The sequence below is a fragment of the Dactylosporangium sp. NPDC005572 genome, assembly GCF_040605515.1.
GTDB lineage: Bacteria > Actinomycetota > Actinomycetes > Mycobacteriales > Micromonosporaceae > Dactylosporangium.
Genome location: NZ_JBEXCY010000003.1, coordinates 102,247 through 121,188 on the forward strand (window position 1 = coordinate 102,247; position 18,942 = coordinate 121,188).

The 18,942-nt window shown below is 73.0% G+C and carries 20 protein-coding genes; 11 read left to right on the top strand and 9 right to left on the bottom strand.

Features of this window, described 5'->3' with window-relative positions; genetic code table 11:
- Positions 1-23 precede the first annotated feature (23 nt).
- From ABZS66_RS02720 to ABZS66_RS02745, 6 genes are all read right to left on the bottom strand, one after another.
- Positions 24-512, bottom strand: coding sequence for a hypothetical protein (locus ABZS66_RS02720; protein ID WP_354754466.1), 489 nt, complete (start codon positions 510-512; stop codon positions 24-26).
- Positions 496-1,365, bottom strand: coding sequence for an LLM class F420-dependent oxidoreductase (locus ABZS66_RS02725; RefSeq protein WP_354754468.1), 870 nt, complete (start codon positions 1,363-1,365; stop codon positions 496-498). Before ABZS66_RS02725 ends, ABZS66_RS02720 begins: the two co-directional genes overlap by 17 nt.
- Positions 1,366-1,387: 22 nt before the next feature.
- Entirely contained in the window at positions 1,388-2,389 is a 1,002-nt protein-coding gene (locus ABZS66_RS02730; RefSeq protein WP_354754469.1) for an acetamidase/formamidase family protein, read from the bottom strand.
- Positions 2,382-3,761, bottom strand: a complete 1,380-nt coding sequence (locus ABZS66_RS02735) for an APC family permease (protein WP_354754471.1) — start codon at positions 3,759-3,761, stop codon at positions 2,382-2,384. Before ABZS66_RS02735 ends, ABZS66_RS02730 begins: the two co-directional genes overlap by 8 nt.
- A 41-nt stretch (positions 3,762-3,802) precedes the next feature.
- Positions 3,803-4,900 carry an MFS transporter gene (locus ABZS66_RS02740; RefSeq protein WP_354754473.1) on the bottom strand — a complete coding sequence of 366 codons (1,098 nt, stop codon included), beginning with the start codon at positions 4,898-4,900 and terminating at the stop codon, positions 3,803-3,805.
- Positions 4,901-5,349: 449 nt separating this feature from the next.
- A complete protein-coding gene (locus ABZS66_RS02745; protein WP_354754475.1) occupies positions 5,350-6,456 on the bottom strand; it encodes a substrate-binding domain-containing protein in 1,107 nt (368 codons plus the stop codon).
- Positions 6,457-6,504: 48 nt separating this feature from the next.
- On the opposite strand from ABZS66_RS02745, the gene ABZS66_RS02750 reads away from it, so the two are divergent.
- Positions 6,505-6,933, top strand: coding sequence for a MarR family transcriptional regulator (locus tag ABZS66_RS02750; protein ID WP_354754477.1), 429 nt, complete (start codon positions 6,505-6,507; stop codon positions 6,931-6,933).
- A gap of 55 nt (positions 6,934-6,988) precedes the next feature.
- On the opposite strand, the gene ABZS66_RS02755 is transcribed toward ABZS66_RS02750, so the two are convergent.
- Positions 6,989-7,999, bottom strand: coding sequence for a M36 family metallopeptidase (locus ABZS66_RS02755; RefSeq protein ID WP_354754478.1), 1,011 nt, complete (start codon positions 7,997-7,999; stop codon positions 6,989-6,991).
- Positions 8,000-8,080: 81 nt separating this feature from the next.
- On the opposite strand from ABZS66_RS02755, the gene ABZS66_RS02760 reads away from it, so the two are divergent.
- The 10 genes from ABZS66_RS02760 (at position 8,081) to ABZS66_RS02805 (ending at position 16,791) form a co-directional block, all read left to right on the top strand.
- Positions 8,081-8,419 carry a hypothetical protein gene (locus ABZS66_RS02760; protein ID WP_354754480.1) on the top strand — a complete coding sequence of 113 codons (339 nt, stop codon included), beginning with the start codon at positions 8,081-8,083 and terminating at the stop codon, positions 8,417-8,419.
- Positions 8,416-10,461: a bifunctional polysaccharide deacetylase/glycosyltransferase family 2 protein gene (locus ABZS66_RS02765; RefSeq protein WP_354754481.1), complete on the top strand. Its 2,046-nt coding sequence runs from the start codon at positions 8,416-8,418 to the stop codon at positions 10,459-10,461. Before ABZS66_RS02760 ends, ABZS66_RS02765 begins: the two co-directional genes overlap by 4 nt.
- The gene (locus tag ABZS66_RS02770; RefSeq protein ID WP_354754483.1) at positions 10,458-11,069 is read left to right on the top strand and encodes a sigma-70 family RNA polymerase sigma factor; all 612 of its coding nucleotides are present in this window, start codon (positions 10,458-10,460) and stop codon (positions 11,067-11,069) included. The genes ABZS66_RS02765 and ABZS66_RS02770 overlap by 4 nt, the downstream gene beginning before the upstream one ends.
- 1 nt (position 11,070) lies before the next feature.
- On the top strand, positions 11,071-11,703 hold the full coding sequence (locus tag ABZS66_RS02775) for a hypothetical protein (protein ID WP_354754485.1): 633 nt from the start codon (positions 11,071-11,073) through the stop codon (positions 11,701-11,703).
- Between the two features lie 55 nt (positions 11,704-11,758).
- Positions 11,759-12,319, top strand: a complete 561-nt coding sequence (locus tag ABZS66_RS02780; RefSeq protein ID WP_354754486.1) for a sugar O-acetyltransferase — start codon at positions 11,759-11,761, stop codon at positions 12,317-12,319.
- On the top strand, positions 12,319-12,870 hold the full coding sequence (locus tag ABZS66_RS02785) for a TetR family transcriptional regulator (RefSeq protein WP_354754487.1): 552 nt from the start codon (positions 12,319-12,321) through the stop codon (positions 12,868-12,870). Before ABZS66_RS02780 ends, ABZS66_RS02785 begins: the two co-directional genes overlap by 1 nt.
- Positions 12,867-14,066 (top strand): MFS transporter, encoded by a 1,200-nt coding sequence (locus tag ABZS66_RS02790; protein WP_354754489.1) that lies wholly within the window; start codon positions 12,867-12,869, stop codon positions 14,064-14,066. The genes ABZS66_RS02785 and ABZS66_RS02790 overlap by 4 nt, the downstream gene beginning before the upstream one ends.
- Before the next feature lie 73 nt (positions 14,067-14,139).
- A complete protein-coding gene (locus ABZS66_RS02795) occupies positions 14,140-14,985 on the top strand; it encodes a CBM35 domain-containing protein (protein WP_354754491.1) in 846 nt (281 codons plus the stop codon).
- 46 nt (positions 14,986-15,031) lie between these two features.
- Complete coding sequence (locus tag ABZS66_RS02800) at positions 15,032-15,274, top strand: hypothetical protein (protein WP_354754493.1); 243 nt, start codon at positions 15,032-15,034, stop codon at positions 15,272-15,274.
- A gap of 11 nt (positions 15,275-15,285) precedes the next feature.
- Entirely contained in the window at positions 15,286-16,791 is a 1,506-nt protein-coding gene (locus ABZS66_RS02805) for a BTAD domain-containing putative transcriptional regulator (protein WP_354754495.1), read from the top strand.
- On the opposite strand, the gene rnhA is transcribed toward ABZS66_RS02805, so the two are convergent.
- Together rnhA and ABZS66_RS02815 are read right to left on the bottom strand one after the other, a co-directional pair.
- The gene (gene rnhA, locus ABZS66_RS02810; RefSeq protein ID WP_354754497.1) at positions 16,772-17,245 is read right to left on the bottom strand and encodes a ribonuclease HI; all 474 of its coding nucleotides are present in this window, start codon (positions 17,243-17,245) and stop codon (positions 16,772-16,774) included. The two genes, ABZS66_RS02805 and rnhA, sit on opposite strands and share 20 nt — an antisense overlap.
- Positions 17,242-18,834: a beta-1,3-glucanase family protein gene (locus tag ABZS66_RS02815; protein WP_354754586.1), complete on the bottom strand. Its 1,593-nt coding sequence runs from the start codon at positions 18,832-18,834 to the stop codon at positions 17,242-17,244. Before ABZS66_RS02815 ends, rnhA begins: the two co-directional genes overlap by 4 nt.
- Positions 18,835-18,942 lie beyond the last annotated feature (108 nt).

The following is an 18,942-nucleotide window of genomic DNA, read 5'->3' on the forward strand; positions in this document are numbered from 1 at the left end:
CTAGCGGCGCTCGCCGGACGCCCTCAGCCGCGCTCGGACCGCCCCAGATGGGTGACAACGGCGCGAGTGAAGGACACCGCCGCGTCGCCGGCGTCGGCTCGGAGCGGCCCCGGGATGCCGGATGGGGCGGCGCCGTAGATCGCCAGGCCCGCCCCGGCCGCCGGCGAGAGCGCGCCGAGCAGCCGGGCGCTGTCGAAATGCGCGACCGGGGAGTAGTGCTCCGGGAGCCAGTCGTCCTCATCGACCTCGCGGGCGATCCGGAGCAGGGCCGGGTCGACGCCCCCGTCCACCGGGACGATCACGTCGGCCGGGCGGACCGGTGGGCGGGACGGTGCCAGGGCGACCATGATCACCCACCGGGCCTCCGTCGTCGCGGCGGACGACACGGCCACCGACAGGCCGGCGATCTCGCCCAGGGTCAGCGCGCCGCCCGGCAGGTGAAGGGTCTCGCGCGCGGGGCGGAGGAGGCCGGGCAGCGTGCTGACCAGGAGGACGTCAGGGGAGCTGGGCAAGCCGCGGGACGATCTGCTCGGCCACGCCCGTGATGAACTCGACCGGGTTGCGGTCGGGCATGAGCATGACCTCCGTGATGCCCAGCTTGCCGAACGCCTCGACGTCGGCCAGCCAGGCGTCGGGATCCACCAGGGCCGGCCGGGTCACCACGGCCGTCTTGACGATCGTGTCGTAGTCGCGGCCCTCCGCGGCGCAGTGCTCGCGGAGCACCGACAGCTTGTGCTCCACGTCTGCGGCCGAGGTGCCGAAGATGTTGCAGGCGTCGGCGTACCTCGCGACCAGGCGCAGCGTCTTCTTCTCGCCACCGCCGCCGACCATGATCATCGGGTGCGGGCGGGTCAGGGTCGGCGGGGAGTTGAGCGTCTCGGCCAGCTGGTAGTGGCGACCCTCGTAGGGGCCGTTGTCGTCGCTCCACATCTGCAGGCAGATCTGCAGCGTCTCCTCCAGGCGCTCGAAGCGCTCGGCGACCGGGACGACCGGGACGCCGAGGCCGCGCTGCTCGCGCTCGTACCAGGACGCGCCGATGCCCAGCCGGGCCCGGCCGCCGGAGAGCACGTCGAGCGTGCTCACGGTCTTGGCCAGGATGCCGGGGTGACGGTACATCACCCCGGTCACCAGCAGGCCGAGCGTCATCCGCGAGGTCACCGCCGCGAGGTAGCCGAGTGTCGTGTAGCCCTCCAGCATCGGCTCCTCGGCCGGGGCCGTGTGTTCCATCTGGAAGAAGTGGTCCATGACGGTGAACGAGTCCACTCCCGCCTGGTCGGCGATCTGCGCGGTCTCGCGGAGGGTCGGTGCAATGGCGGTCGGCTCCGCCGGGGTCGAGAAGTTCCAGTAGTGCAGACCCAGCTTCATGGGCCAAACCTAGCGCGGAACCTCACAGAGTCGAGGCGATCCTCCGCAAACGGTCGTGGACACCGTCGTGAACGGCGACCTTCCCGAGGTACACCTTGGGGATCTTGGCGACCATCGTGTAGTTCGTGTCGCAGACGTTGCCGACCGGGGCCTCACCCGCCTGGCTGACCAGCTGGTAGGCGTCGAGGTGGTCGAGGCCGGTGAGCTCGGCGACCCAGGTCACCAGGTCGTGCTGGCTGATCCGGAACGCGTCCTCGAGCGGGCGGGCCGAGCCGGTGCTCATCAGGAACGCGTCGGACTCCAGCCGTGGCCATGGCGTCGGTACCGCCTTGATCAGCTCCACGACGACCGTCGTCTCCATGGCCGCCTCGACGGCAACGCCGCTGACCTCGCCGTGGCCCTGGCGCGCGTGGCCGTCGCCGATCGCGAAGAGGGCGCCGTCGACGTTGACCCCGAGGTACACGGTGACTCCGGCCCGCAGCTCGGGGGTGTCCATGTTGCCGCCGTGCGCGTCGGGGGTGATCGTCATCTTCACTTCCGACGCGGCGGGGGCGACCCCGACCGTGCCGTGCATCGGGTCCATCGGCAGGTCGACGGCGAAGTCGCTGTTGCGCGCCCGGTACCGCGCCACTCCCCGGGCGCGGTCCAGGTCGTACCACCACACCCGCTCCTCCAGCGGCGGCTGCAGCGTCGCCGTGTGCGAGGTCGACGTCAGCGCGCCGAAGTGCGGGAACGTGCTGGAGACGGCCCAGTCGCGGGCCGGCTCGATCGACGCGAAGTGCAGGGCGAGCGTGTCGCCGGGCTCGGCGCCCTCCACGTGGAACGGGCCGGTGACCGGGTTGAGGTACGGAAACCGGCACACGACCGTCGGGAGGTCGTCGACGCTGCGCACCCTGCCGCCGAAACAGTCCTCTGTGGACATTCGCAGCACGTCGCCGGGGCGGACCCGGCGGACCGGGGGCCGGCCGCCGAACGTGTATGCGAGCTCGTCCGGCTCGGGGCGGTAGACGTGCAGCTCACTCATTGCTCTGTCCCGCGAGTCGGGGCCGGCGGCCGGTGGCGTAGAGCACGACGAGGATGACCACGCCGATGCCCAGCCAGGTGAAGCCGAGCATCTGCGCGGCGACCTTGGCGTTGATGACGACGTACAGCAGGATCGCGAACCCGATCAGCGGGAACACCAGGTGGCGCAGCCAGTCGCGGCTGCCGTTGCGCACCACATGGTGCCAGAACACCGAGACGTGCAGGGCCAGGAACGCGGTCATCGCCCCGAAGTTGACCAGCGTCGACAGCAGGGTGATGCCGTCGTCGCGCGACCACATGTACAGGCCCAGGGCGAGCGAGACCACCGCCACGACGAAGGTGGCGTTCGTCGGTACCTTGTGCCGCTCCGAGATGCGGGACAGGAAAGACGGAAGCTGCCGGTCGCGCGCCATCGCGTACAGCAGGCGCGAGGTCGCCACCTGGGCCACCAGGGAGTTGGCGAAGCCCCAGGCCACCGCGGTCGCGACCGCGGTCAGCGTGGCGAGCCAGGCGCCGCCGCCGGCCCGCGCCGCGTCGTAGAAGGCGGTGCCGCCCGGGTCGCCCTCGTCGAGGAGCTTCTGCGGATCCGGCACCAGGAGCGCCGCGACCCAGGTCTGCACGATGAACAGCACGCCCGCGAGCAGCAGCGCGGCCACCATCGACCGGCCGATCTGCCGGGCCTCCCCCTTGTGCTCCTCGGCGAGCATCGAGATCCCGTCGAAGCCGAGGAACGACAGCACCGCGATCGACACCGCGCCGAAGATGAGCGACCACGAGAAGGTGGCGCTGTTGTACAGCGGCTCGAAGCTGAACCCGCGGCCCTTGCCCTGTGCGAGCGCCACGACCCCGATGACCAGGAAGATCGCCAGCACGATCAGCTCGCCGACGAGCATGAACTTGTTGACGATCGCGGTCAGCTGGATGCCGAGCAGGTTGACGACCGTGTTGAGCACGACGAAGGCGACCAGCCAGGCCCAGACGGGGATGCCGGTGACCACGGAGTTCATCGCGACGCTGGCGATGAGGTACAGCAGGCCGGGCACCAGCACGTAGTCGAGCAGGATCACCCAGCCGGCGAGGAAGCCGACCGGAGCCGCGATCCCGCGCCCGGCGTAGCTGTAGACCGAGCCGGCCATGGGGAACGCCTTCACCATCTGCGCGTAGGAGAGCGCGGTGAAGACCATGGCGACCATGCCGATGGCGTACGCGAGGGCGACCATGCCCCCGGAGCCCTGGAAGACGCCGCCGAAGATGCCGAAGGGCGCGATGGGCACCATGAAGATGAGGCCGTACACCAGGAGGTCGGTGAACGTGAGCGAGCGCTGCAGTTCCTGGGTGTATCCGAACCGCTCGATCTGTTTGGCGTCGGTCATGTCGCCACACGGTAGACCGAATACTTGAATCTGGAAAGATCTCACTTGCCGCGGATTGCCGCGACGGCACCGAGCGCGATCGTCGCGACGGCACAGATCAGCAGGGTCTGGCGGGCGCCGAACGCCTCGACCAGCGGACCGCCGAGGACCGTGCCGAGCGGCGCGGCCAGGGCGGCGACCGAGCCGAACGTGGCCAGGGCGCGGGTGTCGCGCTGCAGCCGGGCCATGGCGACCGGCAGGAACGGCGCCCAGACCAGCCCGGCGACGGCGAACGCGCCCATGGCGAGCGGCTGCGGCGCGCCGAGGCCGAGCGGGAGCAATGCGGCGCCGAAGGCCGCGATGACGGCGGCGACCGGCGGGTTGCGGCGGATCCTCGTGGTGAGCAGGCCGCCGACCACGGCTCCGGCGCCGAAGGCGGTGTAGTACCAGCCCAGCAGCGTCGCGTCGCCGCCGAGGTCCTGGGCGACGTGGATCGGCATCGCGGCGTAGAACGGGCCGAACAGGAAGAAGAACAGCGCGCCGACGACGATCAGGCCGGTCACCTTGACGGGTTCCCGGTCGGGCTCGGGTTCGCGGCGGGTGCGGGGGACGAGGCGGTACGTCAGAGCGAGCACCGCGAATGAGGCGGCATCGATGGCGATCACCGTGCCCGGGTTGGTCCAGGCGATGAGCAGGCCCGCGAGCGGCGGGCCGGCGATGGTGGCGAACTCGGCGATCGTCGTGAGCACGGCGTTGGCGGCGACGTGCCGCTCGGCGGGCAGCAGCTCGGCGATGAGGGCGTACCGGCCGGCCGAGCCCCAGGCGGCCAGCAGCGACGAGACGGCGAGCAGGGCGATGAACACTTGGATGTCGAGCGCTCCGACGGCGTACATGACGGCGATCGCACCGAGGGCGCTCGCGCGCAGGACGGCGTTCCAGCCGGCCAGCTGCGCTCCCGGTCGCGTCCGCAGCCAGCGGGCGAGCGCGACGCCGCCGAGCGCGCTGGGCAGCGAGTAGGCGGCGACCGCGACGGCCACCCAGATCGGGCGCGGGTCGAGCTCCAGCGCGAGCCAGCTGATGGCGACGAGCGACATGCCGTCGCCGAGGGCCGAGAACGCGAGGCCGGGCAGGAGCCTGCGCAGGACGGGGTGGTTCCACACGGGCCAACTTGATCGCGGCTCCGGCCCGTGGGGCAAGATTTATCGCCGTCGGCGTATTCAGCGCACAGCGCACCGCCACCGACCCGCGGCCGACGTGGCGGCTCAACCGCTTTCGCCCGGCCGAGGAGGACTCACGTCGGCGCCGCAAGATCGCCCGGCCCAGCCCGGCGAGCGGTGTCATGATCCAGGGAAACATCTGGTCGTTATGGCAGCCATTCGTTTCCCTGGATCATGGAGCCGGTGGACAGGCGGCCGTCACCACGGGCGACAAGTCGGATTTGTCGGACGCCAGACGAAGGCCGTTCCGCCGGAGCGACAGTCGTGGGCCGGAGCGCCGGGCGGTGTGGGCTTGTGGAGTGGCCGGTGGTGGGCGCTCCCATGATCGATGGCGAGATCTGGCTGCCATGACAGCCGAATCGCTCCATCGATCACGGCCGGCCGGAGGGCGGTCAGAAGGCCCGGAGCACGTCGAAGTCGAGGCCGTCGGCCCGGGCGAGATAGACCGGCTGGTCGACGTGCCGGCCGGCGACCGTCAAGCGGCCCCGGCCGCCGGTGACCGTCGTGCCGTCCGAGGTGGCGTCGATCTGCGCCGGGTTCAGGCTGCCGGCCCGCTCGGCCAGCGCCGCCAGCAGCCGGACGCCGTCGTAGGAGGCCTCGGCGTGGCCGTTGAGGACCGGCGCCTGCCAGCCGTACCGGTGGGTGTAGCGCTCGACGAAGTCCAGCCCGGCGTCGGTGGCGACGTTGCCGAAGTATCCCATCGCCGCGTACAGCTCGCCGCTCGTGTCACCGCCCGCGCCGAGCAGCCCGTTCTCCTCCAGCGCCGCGCACAGCCGGGTCACGCGCTGGTCGAGCCGCGTGCCGGCGAACGCCCGGTTGAAGGCGACGAGATCGCTGCCCACCAACGTGAGCAGCACCGCGTCGGCCCGGGTGCGCCGGACCTGGTCGAGCAGCGGCTCGGGGTCCAGCCGGCCCAGCGGGACGTAGCGGGTCGCGACGACGGAGGCGCCGGCCGCGTGCAGGTAGGCGGTCGCGGCCCGGTTGAGCCGCCGGGGCCAGACGTAGTCGTTGCCGATCAGCACCCACCGGCGGGCGCGGCGGGCGGCGACCAGCCAGCCCAGCGCGGGTCGCAGCTGGCGGCCCGGTGTCTCGCCGAGCAGGTACACGCCCGGCGCGGTCTCGCCGCCCTCGTACGGCGGGGTGTAGACGTACGGGACCTGGCCGGCGAGCGCCTTGACCACCTCGACGCGCACGTCGCTGGCGTGCGTGCCGACGAGCGCGGCGATCGCCCCGGTGCGGACCAGGTCGGCGGCGTCGGCGGCGACCTCGCGCGGCTCGCGGCCGGCGTCCAGCAGTACCAACTCCACCGGAAGACCCAGGAGACCGCCCGCGGCGTTGAGCTCGGCCACCGCGAGACCCGCGCAGCTGAGAACGGCCGGGCCCATCATGCCCAGCGTCCCCGACACCGGCACCGCCAGGCCGACCCGCACGGCCCGGCCCGGCTCGGGCGCGAGCAGCCGCGCCTCCAGCGGGTCGGAGATCAACGTGACCTCGTCCACGCGCCGAGTATCTTCAATCATCGGTCCGCGGTGAAGAGGGGTGATGACGTGACGGCGGTCGGTCTCCGGTCGCATCTCGGCTACGTGCTCAGCGAGGCCGAGCGGGCGGTCAACCGCGGGTTGTCCGCGGCGCTGTCGGCCGAGGGGATGACCGTCGAGCAGTGGCGGATCCTCCAGGCGCTCTCCGACGGCCGCGGCCATTCGATGGGCGACCTCGCCGAGGCGGCCCTGATGCCGCACCCGACGCTCACCAAGGCCGTCGATCGGCTGGTCGACTCCGCGCTGGTCTACCGGCGACAGGACCCCAGCGATCGGCGGAGGGTGGCGGTGTACCTCTCCGACAGCGGCACCCGGCTCGTCGCCCGCCTCGACCACGCTGCGACCGCGCACCACCGCGCGGTGGAGGCGGCGTTCGGCGCCGAGCAGGCGGAGGAGCTCATGCGGTCGCTCACCGGCCTGATCGAGGCGCTCCGATAGGGGCGCCCGGGGCGAGAGAGCGACCTCTCGCCCCGGGCCATGGGGGAGGCAGGGCCTAAGAGAGGATGCCGCGGGCGGCGAAGGCCGCCCGGGTCGCCTGGGCGGCGGCCGGGCCGTAGAGGCGCTGCGCAGCGGCGACCGTGGCCTGGGCTGCGGCCGCGAAGGTGGTGTCGACCGCGAACGCGAACTGCGCCTCGACGATCAGCGTGGTCGCGCGGGTGTCGCCGAGCGCTGACCGGATGTCCCAGAGGGCCCGGGACCAGATCTCGCCGTCCGCGTGCACCTCGCCGACGACGTCCTGCGGGTAGTGCTTGTCGCCGTCGAGGCGGCGCAGGCAGTGCGGCGCGCTCGCGGTGTACGACACCGAGTCCCAGTCGGCGACGCACGCCTCCGGCGTGAGCGTCGGCGCGCCGGTCGCCCAGCTCGTCACCGCCACCGCCAGGTAGTCGCCGAACGCCTCGCCGATCGCCCCCGATTCCAGCGTCGTACCGAACCCGGCCACCTGGCCGTCCTGCACCGAGTGGCCGTACTCGTGGATGATCACCTCGGCGTCCTCCGCGTCGTCGACGCCGCCCTTGCCGAGGGTGATGTTGGCCTTGTCCTCGCGGAAGAACGAGTTGTCGCCGCCGTACTGGTCGATGCGCAGCTCGATCTGCCGCTGGTTCACCGGCCGCAGCGACGGGCCGAAGCCGAGGTGCTGGAGGTAGTGCTGGGCAGTGGTGACCCAGTAGTACCCCATGACCTGCTCGAACTGGTCGGCGTCGCGGTGCCAGTCGGGGAACGCCCCGCCGGACAGCGTCGCCGCCTTGCCGGTCGAGCTCTTGACCACGACGTACCGCCCCGCGAGCCGGCCGGATCCGTCCAGGTCGGTGAGCGTCACCCGGCGGTAGGCGGGGGCGAACGCCGGCAGGTCGGCGTCCTTGGCGTCGGTGAGGTCCTGCCGGCCGAGCGTCTGCACCGGGTTGGGCGCGAACACGGTACCGGCGGCCGAGGTGACGGCCGCGTGGGCGGCCGAGGCGGGCAGGAGCGCGGCCAGGAGCACCGCCGCGAGCAGGACTCGTCGCATGGCGGAAGGAGCGCCGCCGGCCCGCGGGGCGTTACGCGTAACGCCCGGAGCAGGGGTGCCGCCCCTTCACGAGTGGAACCGGTGTTCGTGGATCACACGGGCCGGCGCCGCAGGCTGTTCACGGTCCTGGGCGCGGGTCTCGGCGTGCTGTTGATCGCCGGCGGCGCGCTGCTCATCGCGGGCCTGCTCGGCTCGTCGCCGGTGCCGCTGCCGGGCCTTCCCGCGAGCGGGCAGGGCGGCCGGGCCGAGGTGCCCGCGCTCCGGCCGGAGACCGGGGTCAGCAGCCGGCCGCCGGTCGTCCGCACGACTCCGCCGCCGAAGGGCGCCACGCCGGCCGCCGCGCCCACCACCGACCAGCCCGGCAACCGGAGGACCTCCCACCCGGGCAACGGCAACCCGAAGCCGAGCCGGTCCAAATGAGGACTCCCCGGGCGCACTGGCTCCTGCTCCTGCTCGGCGGCCTGGTCCTGCTCGCCGAGCTGTGCCTCAACGGGTACGTCGAGCAGTCCGGCGGCGAGGGCGGGCAACCGGTGCCGCCCGCGGCGGCGACCCCGACCGGCCCGGTCCTGCGGGTGGACCCGGACGGCGTGACGACGGCCGCCGTGACGGCCGGGGCCATCGCCCTGACCTACGACGACGGGCCCGACCCACGGTGGACGCCGCGAATCCTCGACCTGCTGCGTGAGCACCACGCCCACGCCACGTTCTTCGTCGTCGGCTCGCAGGTCAACCGCTATCCGGAGCTCACCCGGCGGATCGTCGCCGAGGGTCACGAGCTCGGGGTGCACACGTTCACCCATCCCGACCTGGGCGCCGAGCCCGCCTGGCGGCAGCGGCTCGAGCTGACCCTGACCCAGAACGCGATCGCCGGGGCGACCGGCCGGACGGTGCGGATCATGCGCCCGCCGTACTCGTCGACGACCGCCGCGATGGCGACCGTGCGGACCGCGGCCGGCGAGGGGTACCTCGCCGTGCTCACCGACCGGGACACCGAGGACTGGCGCCGGGCCGGCGTCGACGCGATCGTCGACGCGGCCCGCCCGGAGCCCGGCGCGGCCTCGGGCGGAATCGTCATGCTGCACGACGGCGGCGGCGACCGGTCACAGACGGTCGAGGCGACCCGGCGGCTGCTCACCGAGGTGCGCGGTTACCGGTTCGTCACGGTGTCCGAGGGCGTCGGGCTGCCGGCGGCCGGCGCGGCGGGCACCGGCGCCGTCGTCCGCGGCGTCGCGCTGCGCTGGACCCAGACCGCCGCGCGGTGGCTCGCCGCGGCCATGTGGTGGCTCATCGTGCTCAGCACCGGGCTGGCACTCGTCCGGCTGGCCGTCCAGGTGCTGGCGGCGCGGCGGCATGCCCGGCGCGCGCCGTACGGGCGTCGCTACCTTGGCCGCGTGTCGGTGATCGTGCCCGCGTTCAACGAGGCCGCGAACATCGCCGCGACGGTGCGCTCGCTGGTCGCCAACGACTATCCCGACACGGAGATCATCGTCGTCGACGACGGCTCCACCGACGGCACGGCCGGCATCGTCCGTGGGCTCGGGCTGCCCTCGGTACACCTGCTGCAACAGACGAACGCGGGCAAGCCGGCCGCCCTGAACACCGGCGTCGCCGCCGCCCGGGGGGACCTGCTGGTGCTCGTGGACGGCGACACCGTCTTCGCGCCCGACGCGATCGGCCGGCTGGTGCAGCCGTTCGCCGATCCGGGCGTCGGCGCCGTGAGCGGCAACACCAAGGTCGCCAACCGGAGCGGGCTGCTCGGGCGATGGCAGCACCTGGAGTACGTGATCGGCTTCAACCTCGACCGCCGGATGTTCGACCTCGGCGAGTGCATGCCGACGATCCCCGGCGCCATCGGCGCGTTCCGCCGGGAGGCGCTCGCCGACGCCGGCGGCGTGCCCGCCGACACCCTCGCCGAGGACACGGATCTCACCATGGCCGTCCTGCGGGCCGGATGGCGGGCCGTCTACGCCGCCGACGCGGTGGCCTGGACGGAGGCGCCGAGCTCGCTGCGGCAGTTGTGGCGTCAGCGGTACCGCTGGTGCTACGGCACGATGCAGGCCGCCTGGAAGCACCGGCGGGCGCTGCGCGAGCGCGGCCCGGGCGGCCGGCTGGGCCGGCGGGGACTGGTCTACCTGGCGCTGTTCCAGATGCTGCTGCCGTTGACGGCCCCGCTCGTCGACGTCTACGCCGTCTACGGGCTGATCTTCCTCCCGCTGTGGCAGGTGGCGGCGGTGTGGTGCGGGTTCACCGCACTGCAGGTCCTGGCCGCCGCCTACGCGCTGCGCCTGGACCGTGAGCCGGTGAGGTCCCTGTGGACCGTTCCGCTGCAGCAGGTGGTGTACCGCCAGCTGCTCTACCTGGTGGTCGTGCAGTCGTCGGTCGCCGCGCTGCTGGGCGGCCGGCAGCGCTGGCAGGCCATGGCCCGCACCGGCCAGGCCGCGGCCGTGGCGACGACGCGATGACCGCCTCGTTGATGTCGCAGCACACCGCCCCGGCCGGAGACCTCGCCGCCGCGCTCACCGGAGCGATCGCCGGCGACCCGGCCGCCTTCGCCGAGCTCTGGCGCACCCTGCATCCGCCGGTGCTGCGCTACCTGCGGGTCGTGTGCGGCGAGGCGGCCGAGGACGTGGCGTCGGAGACCTGGCTCCAGGTCTCCCGCGACCTGGCCGGCTTCAACGGCGACCCGACGTCGTTCCGCGTCTGGCTGTTCCGGATCGCGCGGCACCGCGGCATCGACGAGAACCGCCGGGCCTGGCGGCGCCGCGAGGAGGTCGCCGAGGACGTGGCCGAGCTGGCCGGACTGGCCGGCACCGGCGCCGTGCGCGACGTCGCGCTCGACGCCGTCGAGCTCGACGGCACCGACTGGGCGCTGAAGCTCATCGGGGCGCTGCCCAAGGAGCAGGCCGAGGCGGTCCTGCTGCGCGTCGTCGGCGGCCTGGACGTCGCCGACACCGCCCGCGTGCTCGGCAAGCGCCCGGGCGCGGTCCGGGCGGCCGCCCTGCGCGGCCTGCGCCGGCTGGCCGAGCATCCACAGGTACAAGCCCGCCGACTCGGGCGCGAAGAAGGCTGACATGCACGATCTCCTGCCCCAAGACCTCGAGCCGCTGCCCGACCACGTCGTGTTGCTGCTCGCCGCCGCCGCGGCGCCGGCCCGGCCGCACGAGCTCGCCGGCGAGGAGGCCGCCGTCGCCGGATACCGCCGGGTCTACGGCACCGTCCGGCCGCGGCGGCGCCGGCGACGGTTCGCGGTGCTCGCGGCCCTGACGGCGGTGGGCGTGTCGTTCGGCTCGGCGGCCTACGCCGCCAGCACCGGCCGGCTGCCCGATCCGATCCAGCGGACCGTGCACTCCTTCGTGGAGGGCGTGCCGGCGCCCGCGGTGGCCGAGCCGCCACCCACGCCGGCGTCGGCCGCTCCCCGGCCGTCGTCCGCGGCGGCCGAGCTCGTGACGTTGTGCCGCGCCTGGGAGGCGTTCCGGGCCGATCCGCACTCGCCCCCGGTGACCGGCGCCGACCGGCGCCGGCTGGCGGACGCTGCCGGCGGTGAGCGCTTCATCACCGACTACTGCCGGCAGCTGCTCGGCGCCCCGGCCGCTTCGCCCTCGACGCCGGCTTCGACGTCGGCCTCGACGTCGCCGCCGACCAAGCCGGGGAACCCCAGTCCGGGCGTCCCCAACGGCAAGAAGCCGAGCCACACCAAGCACTAGTCGAGACCCGAACCGGCAGTGTACAGATGTACATAGCGAGTGTACGTTTGTACACATGACCGAGAAGAGCATGCGTGAGCGGATGCTGGCCGGCGAGCTCTACATCGCCGACGACCCGCAGCTGCACGACGAGTCCGTGCGGGCGCAGCGGCTCACGCACCGGATCAACAGCACCGATCCGGGCGACCACCCCGCGCTGCTCGCGCTGTACGGCGAGCTGTTCGGGGCGTTCGGCGAAGGGAGCTGGATCCGGCCGCCGATCCAGTGCGACTACGGGTACCAGACCAGGATCGGGGCCCGCAGCTTCGCCAACTGGGGGCTGATCAGCCTCGACGTCGCCACCGTGACGATCGGCGACGACGTGCAGATCGGGCCCAACGTGCAGTTGCTCACGGCCACCCATCCGATCGAGCCCGGGCCGCGCCGGGACAAGTGGGAGGCCGCGCAGCCCATCGCCATCGGCGACAACGTGTGGCTCGGCGGCGGGGTCATCGTCGGGCCGGGCGTCACGATCGGGGACAACACCGTCGTCGGGGCCGGGTCGGTCGTGGTCAAGAACCTGCCCGCCAACGTGGTCGCGGTCGGCTCGCCCGCGCGCGTGATCCGCGAGCTGTGATGCGACCGCGCCGGCACGACCCGGACCGCAAGGACCGCATCGTCGACGCCGCGATCGGGGTCATCGCCGAGCACGGCGTCGCCGGGACCACGCACCGGCTGATCGCAGCGGCGGCGGACGTGCCGCTCGGGTCGCTGACGTACCACTTCAGCAGCCTCGACGACCTGCGCGCCCAGGCCTTCCGCAAGTACGCCCGGCAGATGTCGGTGCTCTACGCGGCGCACTTCGACGGGGTCGCGACCCACGAGCAGTTCGTCGAGGCGGTCACCGACCTCATCCACGGCGACGCGGGCGCGGACACGCACGACTGGGCGGTCGCCTACGAGCTGTACCTCGCCGCCCTCCGCGAGCCGTCCCTCCGCGACGTCACCGAGCACTGGATGCGCACGAGCCGCTCGGTCCTCGAACGGTTCGTCGACCCGACCACCGCCCGTGGCGTCGACGCGCTCATCGAGGGGCTCGTGATGCACAAGACCCTGTCCACCTCGCCGGTGCCGCGGGAGCAGATCCGCGCCATCGTCGCCCGCACCATTGGGGAACCACCGCAGTGACGACCACCCTCATCCGCCCGGCCGGCGAGCTCCAGCGGGCGACCCGCGCCACCTACGCCGCCTTCATCTGGGCCGGCGTCGCCATGGCCAGCTGGGCCACCCGCATCCCGCAGGTCCGCGACGAGCTGGGGCTCGAGCCTTCCCAGCTCGGTCTGGTACTGCTGGCGATCGCCGGCGGCTCGATCACGTCGCTCGTGCTGTCCGGGCAGATGGTCGCCCGGCTCGGCTCGCGCCGCACGGTGACCGCCATGGCCGCGCTGCTCGCCGTCGCCCTGAGCGGGGTCGGCGCCGGCTACCACCTCGGCGTCGCGCCGGTCGTCGCCGGCCTGTTCCTCTTCGGGTTCGCCAACGGCGCCTGGGACGTGGCCATGAACGTCCAGGGCGCCGTGGTCGAGCAGGGGCTCGGACGGTCGATCATGCCGCGCTTCCACGCCGGATACAGCGTCGGTACCGTCGGAGGCGCGCTCCTCGGCGCCGCCGCGGTCGCACTGCACGTGCCGGTGACGCTCCACCTCGTACTGATCGCCGTCGTCGCCGGAGCATCCACCGCGTTCATGGTGCGGCGATTCATCCCTGACGGCCCGGCCGAGCAGTCCGGCACCGCGCCGGGCGGCACGCTGCGCTTCTGGACCGAGACCCGCACGCTGCTCGTCGGCGTCTTCGTGCTCGCCTTCGCGTTCGCCGAGGGCGCAGGCATCGACTGGATCTCGATCGCCGTCATCGACGACCACCAGGCCCCGGCCGCGGTCGGTTCGCTGGTGTTCGCGGTGTTCCTGTCGGCGATGACGGCGGGGCGCTGGTTCGGCCCGGCGCTGCTCGACCGGTACGGCCGGGTGGTCGTGGTACGCATCCTGGCCGCGATCAGCCTGGTGGGCCTGCTGCTGTTCGTCTTCGGCCCGTCGACGCCGGTCGCGTTCGCCGGCGCGCTGCTGTGGGGCACCGGGGCGTCGCTGGGCTTCCCGGTCGGCATGAGCGCGGCCTCCGACGACCCGAAGTTCGCGGCGCCGCGGGTGAGCGTGGTGGCGTCGATCGGCTACTGCGCGTTCCTGGGCGGACCGCCGCTCATCGGGTTCCTGGGCGACCACGTCAGCGTGGCCCGGGCACTCATCGCGGTGGCCGTGGTGCTGGGGGTCGCGACCCTGGTCGCGGGCGCTATCCGACCCCTGCCACAAGCCGCCGAAACCGTGGAGTCCTGACCCCGGGGACGTCATCGGTCGGGGCCGCGCGGATACTTGGTCGCGGCCCCGATCGATGGAGGAAGATCCGGATATGACCGGAGACGACGGCGACGCCAGCCGGCTTCGTACCGGGCCGTGGCTTCCCGAGCCGACAGAACCCTCCGGGGAGACGGCTGAGATTCCCGCATACAGTGCCGGCCGCGCGACGGTCGGTCCCGCACCGGCCACGCCGACGATGGCCGACACGACCGAGATGGCCGTCGTCACGCTGCCCGAGCCCGCGCCGCTCACCGAGAGCCGGGCCCACCGCTGGCCGATCCTCCTGGTCGCCGGCGCGGTGACCCTCGCCGTGGTCGTCTCGGTCGCCTGGCTCCTGCGGCCCGGCCCGACCGCCGACCGCGCCGACCGGCGCGGCCCCGAGGGCGACGTCGTCCCGGCCATCGTGCCGAGCGGGCAACCGTCCCCGACCCGCAGCAGCCCGCGGGCGAGCCGCTCCTCCTCCCGCTCCCCCTCGCCGAGCAGGACGAACGCGTCGCGGACCCCGTTCCAGTCGATCTCCCTGGAGGCCGAGTCGGGCAGCCTGAGCGGCGGCGCCGAGGTCGACACCTACATGGGCGCGTCCGGCGGGCGGGTCGTGCACAACCTCGGCCGGTCCAAGAACCGCACCGGCTCCCTGTCGTTCGCGGTGAACGTGCCGGACGCCGGTCAGTACACGCTGACCATGTACGTCGCGCTGGACGGCCTCAACGGCTCGCGGGACGCCGTGGTGACCGTCGGGGGCGGCAGCGGTACCACGGTGGCCACCAACGCGGCATTGACCTGCTGCACCAGTGCCACCGTCCGGCTCACCCTGGCGAAGGGTGCCAACACGGTGACGATCAGCAACCCCGAGGACCTCGCCCCCTCCGTGGACCGGGTGGTCGTCAGCGTCACGTGAGCCGCACGACAGTGCGGCGGCAGACGCCCGGCGCACGGTGGCGGTCATGCATATCGACCTCGAGATCACCGGCCGCGGCGAGCGCAGCGCGGCGAACCCGATCAGGGGACCGCTCAACCGGATCGTGCTGCGCTCCACCGAGGGCTACGCGCACCGGCTGCTCGGCCGGCGCAAGGCGGCGCTGTTCGCCGGCCTGCCGCGCTTCGCCGATGTCTCGATCCAGCGGTACCGGATGAGATCGGTCTTCCTGCCGATCAACCCGCAGATCGCGGGGGTCGCCACGCGCTGATAATGGTGCCGATGCGGTTTCGCGTACTCGGCACGGTCGTGGCCCTCGGCGCCGACGGTGCCCCGGTCGCGCTCGGCGACCGGGGCCGGGCGCTGCTGGCCGCGCTGCTGGCACGGGCCGGCGAGATGGTGCCGGCCGAGCGGCTGGCCGACCTGCTCTGGGGCGGCCGGCCGCCGGCGAGCGCGGCCGCGGCCCTGCACAGCCAGGTCGCCCGGCTGCGCCGCGCGCTGCCCGGGATCGCCCTGGTCACCCGCCCACCCGGCTACGCGCTGGAGGTCGGACCGGGCGACGTCGACGCGGGCGAGTTCGACCGGCTGGTCGCGGCGGCGCGCTACGAGGAGGCCCTGGCGCTCTGGCAGGGGCCGGCGTACGCGGAGTTCGCCGACGCCGAGATCGCGCGGTTCGAGGCGATCCGGCTGGAGGAGGCCCGGCTCACGGCGAGCGAGGGGTGGCACGAGCAGCTGCTCGACCGCGACCGGCCGGCCGAGGCGCTCCCGCTGCTGGAGGCGTTCGTGGGCGGGCACCCGCTGCGCGAGACCGCGATCGGCATCCTGGTGCGGGTGTTGTACCGCCTGGGCCGGCACGCCGACGCGCTGAGCGCCTACGACGCGTACGCGGACCGGCTCGCCGACGAGCTGGGCCTGGAGCCGTCGGAGGCGCTGCAGCGCCTGCGGCTCCAGGTGCTGCGCCGCGAGGTGTTCGCGGCGGCGCCGCCGCGCTTCGTCACCCGGTACATCACGACCGGCGCGGGACGGATCGCCGTCGCCGCCGCCGGCACCGGACCGCGGCTGGTCGCGCTGCCCGGCTGGGTGTCGAGCATCGACGTCATCGCCTCGGGCCGCGACCCGCGCTCGTCGCTGCTGCACCGCCTGACCGGGGCGGTGTGCCTGACGCTGTACGACCGCTTCGGCACCGGCCTGTCCCGCGGTCCGGTGACCGACTTCGGCCTGGACGCGAGCGTCGACGAGCTGGCGGCGGTCGTGTCGGCGGCCGGCCCGCCGGTCGACCTGCTGGCCATGTCGCAGGCCGGCCCGGTCGCGCTCGCGCTGGCGGCGCGGCAGCCCGCGCTGGTCCGCCGGCTGGTGCTGTTCGGCACGTACGCCGACGCGTCGGTCGCCTTCACCCGCCCCGACCTGAACGCGTCGCTGGTGTCGATGATCCGCGCGCACTGGGGCCTGGGGTCCCGGATGTTCGCCGAGCTGTACCGCCCGGACGTCACCGACGACGCCGCGCTGCACCTGGCCCGGGTGCTGCGCGACTCGGCCGACCGGGAGGTGGCCGCGGCCTACCTGGCGGCCACCTACGAAGCCGACGTCGCCGACGTCCTGCCGTCCGTAGCAGCACGCTCGCTGGTCCTGCACTATCGCGGCGACCGGGTCGTGCCGTTCGCGGGCGGCCGCCAGCTGGCGGAACGCCTGCCCGGCGCCACGTTCGTGCCGCTGGACGGCCGCTTCCACCTGCCGGACGCCCGCGACCTCGACCGGGTCGTGGCCACGATCACCGACTTCCTGGTGTGAGACGGGCCGCGGCCACGGCCTCCTGCAGGCCCTGGGCCGCCAGCCGGTCGGCGCGCTCGTTCTCCGGGTGGCCGGCGTGGCCCTTCACCCAGTGCCACTCGACCGTGTGGCGGGCGCAGGCCTCCTCCAGGCGCTGCCAGAGGTCCACGTTCTTGACCGGCTGCTTGCCGGCGGTCTGCCAGCCGTTGCGCTTCCAGCGGGGCAGCCACGACATGATCCCGTTGCGGACGTAGGAGCTATCGGTGTACAGGCGGACCTCCGCCGGACGGGTGAGCGTCTCCAACGCCCGGATCGGCGCCATCAGCTCCATCCGGTTGTTGGTCGTCGGCGTGGCCTCGCCGCCGCACAGCTCCCGCTCGCGGTCCCCGTAGCGCAGCAGGGCACCCCAGCCGCCAGGGCCGGGGTTCCCGCTGCACGCGCCGTCCGTGTAGATCTCGACCACCGTCACCGTCATGAGGCTATAGCGTGCCACTTCTGGTTCGCGCCGCCCGTGCAGTCCCACAGGATCAGCACCGCGTCGTTGTCCGGGTTCCAGCCGGCGATGTCGACGCACTTGTTCGCCTGCGGGTTGACCAGGTCGCCGGCCGCGGTGAGCACGAACTGCTGGGCCGGGTTGCCGCTGCAGTTCGCGATCTGGATGGCCGCGCCGTTGGCGGTCGAGCCCCAGGCGACGTCCATGCACTTGTTGTTCTCGGTGCGCAGGGTGCCGCCGGTGAAGGTCCAGCGCTGGTTGGTACCGCCGTGGCAGTTCCAGACGATGAGCCGCTGGCCGTCGGCGAAGTTCCAGTTGGGCACGTCGATGCACTTGCCGTGCCAGTTGCTGGCCAGGGCCGCTACTGAAGGCCCGGCGGTCGTACCGAACGGCGACAGCGTGATGCCGGCCGAGCGCGGGTCGCCGTGGTGCACCAGCGACTCCTGGTTCTGCACGTCGTCGAACGCGAAGCCGTACGCCTTGCCGTCCGCCATGTTCGCGTGGATGACCCGCGAGTAGTGGTTGGTCAGCGCGCTCTTGTAGAAGTCGGCCGGCCCGCCGCCGGGCTGGGTGTCGATCGTGCCCAGCGTGCCGCGGTGCAGCGCCGCGCAGAGCGTGCGGGCGATCGGCCCGACGACCTGGTCGTTCGGGGCGCCCAGCGCGCCGTCGCAGCCCCAGACGTTCGCGGTCGACGGCTTGGCGAAGGACGCGACCTGCTGTCCCGACGCGTTCGTGAAGACCATGGTGTTTCCGGTGGTACGGCCGAAGTAGCGCACGTCGGGCCGGTCCCCGAACGGCACGACGGTGAGCGTCTTCGTGGTGTAGGCGTTCCAGGCGCTCGTGATGTACGGGTCGAGGTACGTCGGGCTGAACAGCCCGGCGTCGGCCGCCTTGCCCGGCGCGAGCACCCGCAGCACCGTCCCGTCGCTGCGCGTCACGACGGTGTTGCCCCAGCCGGCCTGGGCCTTCAGCGCGTCGATGACCTTCTGCCGGCCGCCGTTGACCGGCTCGCCGGTCTTGTGCACGGTGCCGTCGGCGCCGGTCACCGACACCGAGTGCGGTACGGCGAACATGTCCACCTGCGAGCTGTTGAGCCACAGGCCGGCGTCGTTGTAGGTGAACTCGCTCCAGTCGAAGAGAATGTCGTGGTTGGGGTCGCCCGCCGCCCACGGCGCCGGCTGGACGAGCCCGTCGGGCGTGTTGAAGAACTTGAGCTTCTGCCCGAGCGACATGTACACCCGGCCGGACATCCCGCGGGGCAGCTGGACGGTGACGCTGCCGCCGTTGCCCGGCCCGTTGATCGCGACGTCGGGCGCCGGCGTGGGCGGGTTCCCGCCGGCCGGCCAGTTCGTGAACGCGCCGCCGGCGTCGGCGTAGCCGAGTCGGCCGGTGGTGAGGTTGACGCCGATCACGTACAGGTAGACCGCGTCCGAGCGGCCGGTGCTGTTCGCGACCGTGAACGGCAGCCGGTCGGGACCGATCGCCTCGGCGTTCGGCATGGCGGCGATGCCGACGGGCACGGCGGCGGCGAGGGCGGCGAGGGCGCCCAGCAGCTTCGTCTTCGTCCGAATCCGCACGGGGAGGTTCCTTCCGGTTCGTGAGAGCGCTCTCAGGAGCGTGCGTCCCATCGACGGAAGTGGTCAACACAATCGCGCAGAACCAAACGGAATGTTAAGTCG

Bases quoted from the DNA above. Each gene is read 5' to 3' on its own strand.
- ABZS66_RS02785 (WP_354754487.1), top strand. From the start codon at position 12,319: ATGCGACCGCGCCGGCACGACCCGGACCGCAAGGACCGCATCGTCGAC.
- ABZS66_RS02770 (WP_354754483.1), top strand. From the start codon at position 10,458: ATGACCGCCTCGTTGATGTCGCAGCACACCGCCCCGGCCGGAGACCTC.
- ABZS66_RS02795 (WP_354754491.1), top strand. From the start codon at position 14,140: ATGACCGGAGACGACGGCGACGCCAGCCGGCTTCGTACCGGGCCGTGG.
- ABZS66_RS02775 (WP_354754485.1), top strand. From the start codon at position 11,071: ATGCACGATCTCCTGCCCCAAGACCTCGAGCCGCTGCCCGACCACGTC.
- ABZS66_RS02730 (WP_354754469.1), bottom strand. From the start codon at position 2,389: ATGAGTGAGCTGCACGTCTACCGCCCCGAGCCGGACGAGCTCGCATAC.
- ABZS66_RS02780 (WP_354754486.1), top strand. From the start codon at position 11,759: ATGACCGAGAAGAGCATGCGTGAGCGGATGCTGGCCGGCGAGCTCTAC.
- ABZS66_RS02765 (WP_354754481.1), top strand. From the start codon at position 8,416: ATGAGGACTCCCCGGGCGCACTGGCTCCTGCTCCTGCTCGGCGGCCTG.
- rnhA (WP_354754497.1), bottom strand. From the start codon at position 17,245: ATGACGGTGACGGTGGTCGAGATCTACACGGACGGCGCGTGCAGCGGG.
- ABZS66_RS02755 (WP_354754478.1), bottom strand. From the start codon at position 7,999: ATGCGACGAGTCCTGCTCGCGGCGGTGCTCCTGGCCGCGCTCCTGCCC.
- ABZS66_RS02725 (WP_354754468.1), bottom strand. From the start codon at position 1,365: ATGAAGCTGGGTCTGCACTACTGGAACTTCTCGACCCCGGCGGAGCCG.
- ABZS66_RS02800 (WP_354754493.1), top strand. From the start codon at position 15,032: ATGCATATCGACCTCGAGATCACCGGCCGCGGCGAGCGCAGCGCGGCG.
- ABZS66_RS02805 (WP_354754495.1), top strand. From the start codon at position 15,286: ATGCGGTTTCGCGTACTCGGCACGGTCGTGGCCCTCGGCGCCGACGGT.
- ABZS66_RS02735 (WP_354754471.1), bottom strand. From the start codon at position 3,761: ATGACCGACGCCAAACAGATCGAGCGGTTCGGATACACCCAGGAACTG.